Source organism: Rhizobacter sp. (assembly GCF_035702065.1).
In the GTDB taxonomy this organism is placed as follows: Bacteria; Pseudomonadota; Gammaproteobacteria; order Burkholderiales; family Burkholderiaceae_C; genus Rhizobacter.
In genome coordinates this window covers 1-4,758 of record NZ_DASSRA010000442.1, presented here as the reverse complement: position 1 = coordinate 4,758, position 4,758 = coordinate 1, and the positions used below count along the sequence as shown (strand labels likewise).

Sequence of the window (4,758 nt, the reverse complement as noted above, 5' to 3'; positions counted from 1 at the left end):
GAACGCGACCGACATGGAGATGGCGCGCCAGCTGGCCAATGTGGCCGGCGAGCCGTGGCGCCACAAGCCGGCGCTGATCGCCAAGATCGAGCGCAGCGAGGCGATCCCCGTGCTGGAGTCCATCATCAAGGCCAGCGACGGCATCATGGTGGCGCGCGGCGACCTGGCGGTGGAAGTGGGCAACGCGGCCGTGCCGGCGTTGCAGAAGCGCATGATCAAGGCGGCGCGCGACATGGACCGCGTGGTCATCACCGCCACGCAGATGATGGAGTCGATGATCGTCAACCCGGTGCCCACGCGCGCCGAGGTGAGCGACGTGGCCAACGCGGTGATCGACGGCACCGACGCGGTGATGCTGAGCGCCGAGACGGCCGCCGGCAAGTACCCGGTCGAGACGGTCGAGATGATGGCCAGCATCTGCGTCGAAGCCGAAGCCGCCGAAGAGATCGCGCTCGATGCGAGCTTCACCAACAAACGGTTCGGCCGCATCGACCAGTCGATCGCCATGGGCGCGCTCTTTACCGCCTACCACCTGGGCTGCAAGGCCATCCTCGCGCTCACCGAGTCGGGCTCGACGGCGCTGTGGATGAGCCGGCACAAGATCCACGTGCCCATCTTCGGGCTGACGTCGCAGCTCGGCAGCCAGCGCCGCATGACGCTGTTCCGCAACGTGAGCCCGCTGCTCATGCCCAACTTCACCGACCGCGACGAGGCACTCAAGCACGCCGAGGCGCTGCTGGTGAGCAACGGGGTGCTCAAGCCCGGCGACACCTACGCCATCACCTGCGGCGAGCCGATGGGCTACCCCGGTGGCACCAACATGCTGAAGGTCTGCCTGGTCAGCTGAGTGGAGGTCGGCACAGCGGCTGCTGTGCCTGCAGCGCCACAATCGGGCCATGGACACCACCCTCACCCTTGATGACATCCGCGCGGCCGCACAACGGCTGCGCGGCCATGTTCTCGAAACCCCCTGCCTGCCCTCTCGCACCTTGAGCAGCCTGATCGGCTGCGAGGTCTTCCTCAAGTTCGAGAACCTCCAGTTCACCGCCTCCTTCAAGGAGCGCGGCGCCCTCAACAAGATTGCCCAGCTGGACGACGAGGCCCGCTCGCGGGGCGTGCTCGCCGTCTCGGCCGGCAACCATGCGCAAGGCGTGGCGTATCACGCGCAGCGCCTGGGCCTGCCCGCCACCATCGTGATGCCGCGCTTTGCAGCGCCCGTGAAGGTGTCCAACACGCGCCGCTTCGGGGCCCAGGTGATCCTGCAGGGCGACACCTTCGACGATGCGCGCAAGTTCGGCCTGGAGCTGGCGCGAGAGCGCAACCTCACTGTCATCCACCCGTACGACGATCTGGCCATCGCGGCAGGGCAGGGCACCATCGGCCTGGAGATGCTGGCGCAGCAGCCCGCGTTGGACACGCTGGTCGTGGCCATCGGCGGTGGCGGGCTCATCGGCGGCATTGCAACCGCAGCGCGAGCACTCAAGCCCGGCATCGAAGTCATCGGTGTGCAGACGGAGCGCTTCCCTGCGGCCTGGAACGCCAAGCATGGCGGTTCGCTCGACGTGCAGCAGGCGACCATCGCCGACGGCATCGGCGTGAAGGCGCCGGGGGAGCTGACGCTGCCGCTGATCCAGCAACACGTGAACGAGGTACTGCTGGTCGGCGAAGACGACATCGAACAGGCCATCGTGATGCTGCTCGAGATCGAGAAGACCGTGGTCGAAGGCGCGGGCGCGGTGGGCCTGGCGGCGCTGATGAAGCACCGCGAGCGCTTCGCGGGGCGCAAGGTCGGCCTGGTGCTGTCAGGCGGCAACATCGACCCGCTGGTGCTGGCCGAGATCATCGAGCGCGGCATGGTCAAGTCGGGCCGGCTGGCGCGGCTCAAGCTGGACGTGCGCGACGTGCCGGGCGCGCTGGCCGACGTGGCGACGCTGCTGGGCCGGCTCGGCGCCAACATCGACGAGGTGCAACACCAGCGCGCCTTCAGCTCGGTGTCGGTCGAGCGGGTTCAGATCGAGGTGGTGGTGCACACGCAGGGCGTGGAGCACATCGAGGAGATTCTGGTCGCGATGCGCGCGGCCGGCTACCGCGCCGAACGCATCGGCTGACTTGCGTCTCAGCGCTCGCTGCGCACGCTGTCGATCATCGCAGCCACCGCCGGCGACATGTTCAGGGGCACGAGATCCAGTTCGCGCAGTTCCGGTGACATCACGCGGAACAGCTCATCGGCAAAGCTGTGGCCAATGGCCTCGATGCCGTCGAAGTCCATCTCCGCGCGGCGGAACGCATTGAGCCGGGCCGCCACGCGACGGGCCTGCGCGCGTGAGTCGAGGCCGGCCAGCGGCGAGGCCATCAGGCGCAGCGGCACCACGGTGCGCTCGAAGCCGAAGCCTTGGCCGCTCAGGCTGTGGGCGCGCAGCACCGATTCCAGCGTTCGGGTCGTGTCCAGCGCGATCGCGGCGTAGACGGAGGTGCCCTGGTGCTTGAGTGCACGGCCGGGGCGCCAGCCTTGGCCTTCCCACTCGCGGTGCTGGAAGGCTGTCTCGTTGGCGTGCAGGTCGAACACGTCGGCCAGTCGCGAGGTGAAGAAGAGGCCGCGGCCGGCGTGGCGTGCCGGCTGGCTGGTCAGCTTGCCCTTGCTGAGTTCGAGCATGGCGAGCGTGGGGTCGGTGAGCGAGAACGAGCGCGACAGCTGATCGAACACGCCGCAGCCGTCGTCCGATACCAGCAGCTGCACGTGGCTGGGCGTCTGGCGCAGCGAGACCGTCACGCTGCTGCCACCGCTGTGGTCGATGGCGTTGTTGAGCAGTTCGCCGAAGGTGTGCTGCGCCATGCGCTGCACTTGGGTCGGCAAGGTGAAGAAGGGGGCGAAGTCGCGCGCCCAGGGCAGGTCTTCCTGCAGCCCGGCGAGCGGGTAGCGCTTGACCACCTGGCGCAGCAGGCCGGGGCGGAAATGGGGGCGGCGCACCGTGCCTTCGCGCTGCAGCCAGCCGAGCTGCACGAGGCGCTGCAGCGCCTTGTTCGCGGTGCCGCGGCTCACGCCCGTGATCTGCATCACGTGCGGGGCCAGGTCATGCGGGTGGCTCACTGCGGCAGCGGTGATGGTGAGCGTCAGAGCGTTCAGGTCGAGTCGTGCCATGGCGGTTGCCCGGTCGTCGTATGGGCGTCCAGTGTCGGCCGCGGTGAGCCCGACTGAAGCGGGAAAAGCAAGGCCTTTTCCGCCCAATTGCCGGGCCTTCCCCCGCAAGGCGGACCCCGCCCCCCAGACGCGGGACGCATCGCCGCGAAAGGGTTTTCACGGGGCGTGCTCGGTACAATCTCCGGAGTTTCAGTGCGGTTTCGTTCCGCTCTGCAGGCTCGTGCGCGATGCGCCTGGCCGACACCGTTTTCATCACTTCCGGACACGACCATGCCACTCGTTTCGATGCGCCAACTGCTGGACCACGCCGCTGAAAACGGCTACGGCATCCCGGCTTTCAACGTCAACAACCTGGAGCAAGTGCAGGCCGTGATGGCCGCGGCCGATGAAACCGGCGCCCCGGTGATCCTGCAGGCCAGCGCCGGGGCCCGCAAGTACGCCGGCGAGCCTTTCATCAAGCACCTGATCCAGGCCGCCACCGAGGCCTACCCGCACATCCCACTGGTGATGCACCAGGACCACGGCACCACGCCCACGGTGTGCGAAGGCGCCATCACCCTGGGCTTCGGCTCGGTGATGATGGACGGCTCGCTGCGCGAAGACGGCAAGACCCCGGCCGACTTCAACTACAACGTCGACGTGACCCGCCGCGTGGTGCAGATGGCGCACAAGGTCGGTGTGACCGTCGAAGGTGAACTCGGCTGCCTGGGCAACCTGGAGACGGGTGACGCCGGCGAAGAAGACGGCATCGGCGCCGAAGGCAAGCTCGACCACAGCCAGATGCTGACCGACCCTGAAGAAGCGGCCGTGTTCGTGCGCGAGACCCAGCTCGATGCACTCGCCATCGCCATCGGCACCAGCCACGGCGCCTACAAGTTCTCGCGCAAGCCCACGGGCGACATCCTCGCGATCTCGCGCGTGAAGGAGATCCACAAGCGCATTCCCAACACGCACCTGGTGATGCACGGTTCGTCGTCGGTGCCGGCCGATCTGCTGGCCATCATCAACCAGTACGGCGGCAAGATCAAAGAGACCTACGGCGTGCCGATCGAAGAGATCCAGGAAGCCATCAAGTTCGGCGTGCGCAAGATCAACATCGACACCGACATCCGCCTGGCCATGACCGGCGCGGTGCGCAAGTTCCTGGCCGAGAACCCCGACAAGTTCGACGCCCGTGAGTGGCTCAAGCCCGCCCGTGAAGCCGCCAAGGCGGTGTGCAAGGCGCGCTACCAGCAGTTCGGCTGCGAAGGCCAGGGCGGCAAGATCAAGCCGCAGACCCTGGTGCAGGTCGCGCAGCGCTACGCGAAGGGTGAACTGGCCCAGACGGTCGTCTGATGGCGCAGGCCCTGCTCCAATCGACGCTCACCTCCCTGCCGCTGCTCGCGCGCGGCAAGGTGCGCGACAACTACGCCGTCGGTGATGACCGCATCCTCATGGTCGCTTCGGATCGCCTGAGCGCGTTCGACGTGATCATGGGCGAGCCGATTCCCGGCAAGGGCGAACTGCTCACGCAGATGGCGCTGTTCTGGTTCGGCAAGCTCGGCCACGTCTGCCCCAATCACCTGACCGGCGTGGCGCCGGAAAGCGTGGTGACTGCCGCCGAAGTGCCGCAGGTCAAG

The 4,758-nt window shown here is 67.5% G+C and carries 5 protein-coding genes; 4 read left to right on the top strand and 1 reads right to left on the bottom strand.

Annotated elements, in window-relative coordinates; all coding sequences use genetic code 11:
- Together VFL64_RS19370 and VFL64_RS19365 are read left to right on the top strand one after the other, a co-directional pair.
- Window positions 1-847 (top strand): pyruvate kinase (locus tag VFL64_RS19370; RefSeq protein ID WP_489542022.1); only part of this gene is annotated, 847 nt, incomplete at its 5' end.
- Between the two features lie 49 nt (window positions 848-896).
- On the top strand, window positions 897-2,108 hold the full coding sequence (locus VFL64_RS19365) for a threonine ammonia-lyase (protein ID WP_489542021.1): 1,212 nt from the start codon (window positions 897-899) through the stop codon (window positions 2,106-2,108).
- 8 nt (window positions 2,109-2,116) lie between these two features.
- On the opposite strand, the gene VFL64_RS19360 is transcribed toward VFL64_RS19365, so the two are convergent.
- Window positions 2,117-3,139: an ATP-binding protein gene (locus VFL64_RS19360; protein WP_489542020.1), complete on the bottom strand. Its 1,023-nt coding sequence runs from the start codon at window positions 3,137-3,139 to the stop codon at window positions 2,117-2,119.
- A 270-nt stretch (window positions 3,140-3,409) separates the two neighbouring features.
- On the opposite strand from VFL64_RS19360, the gene fba reads away from it, so the two are divergent.
- Together fba and VFL64_RS19350 are read left to right on the top strand one after the other, a co-directional pair.
- Window positions 3,410-4,474: a class II fructose-bisphosphate aldolase gene (gene fba / locus VFL64_RS19355; RefSeq protein WP_489542019.1), complete on the top strand. Its 1,065-nt coding sequence runs from the start codon at window positions 3,410-3,412 to the stop codon at window positions 4,472-4,474.
- A partial coding sequence (locus VFL64_RS19350; protein ID WP_489542018.1) for a phosphoribosylaminoimidazolesuccinocarboxamide synthase occupies window positions 4,474-4,758 on the top strand: 285 nt, incomplete at its 3' end. The genes fba and VFL64_RS19350, both read left to right, overlap by 1 nt.

What these genes read in the sequence shown, in the direction of transcription:
- fba (WP_489542019.1), top strand. Translation starts at nt 3,410, where the DNA reads ATGCCACTCGTTTCGATGCGCCAACTGCTGGACCACGCCGCTGAAAAC.
- VFL64_RS19360 (WP_489542020.1), bottom strand. Translation starts at nt 3,139, where the DNA reads ATGGCACGACTCGACCTGAACGCTCTGACGCTCACCATCACCGCTGCC.
- VFL64_RS19365 (WP_489542021.1), top strand. Translation starts at nt 897, where the DNA reads ATGGACACCACCCTCACCCTTGATGACATCCGCGCGGCCGCACAACGG.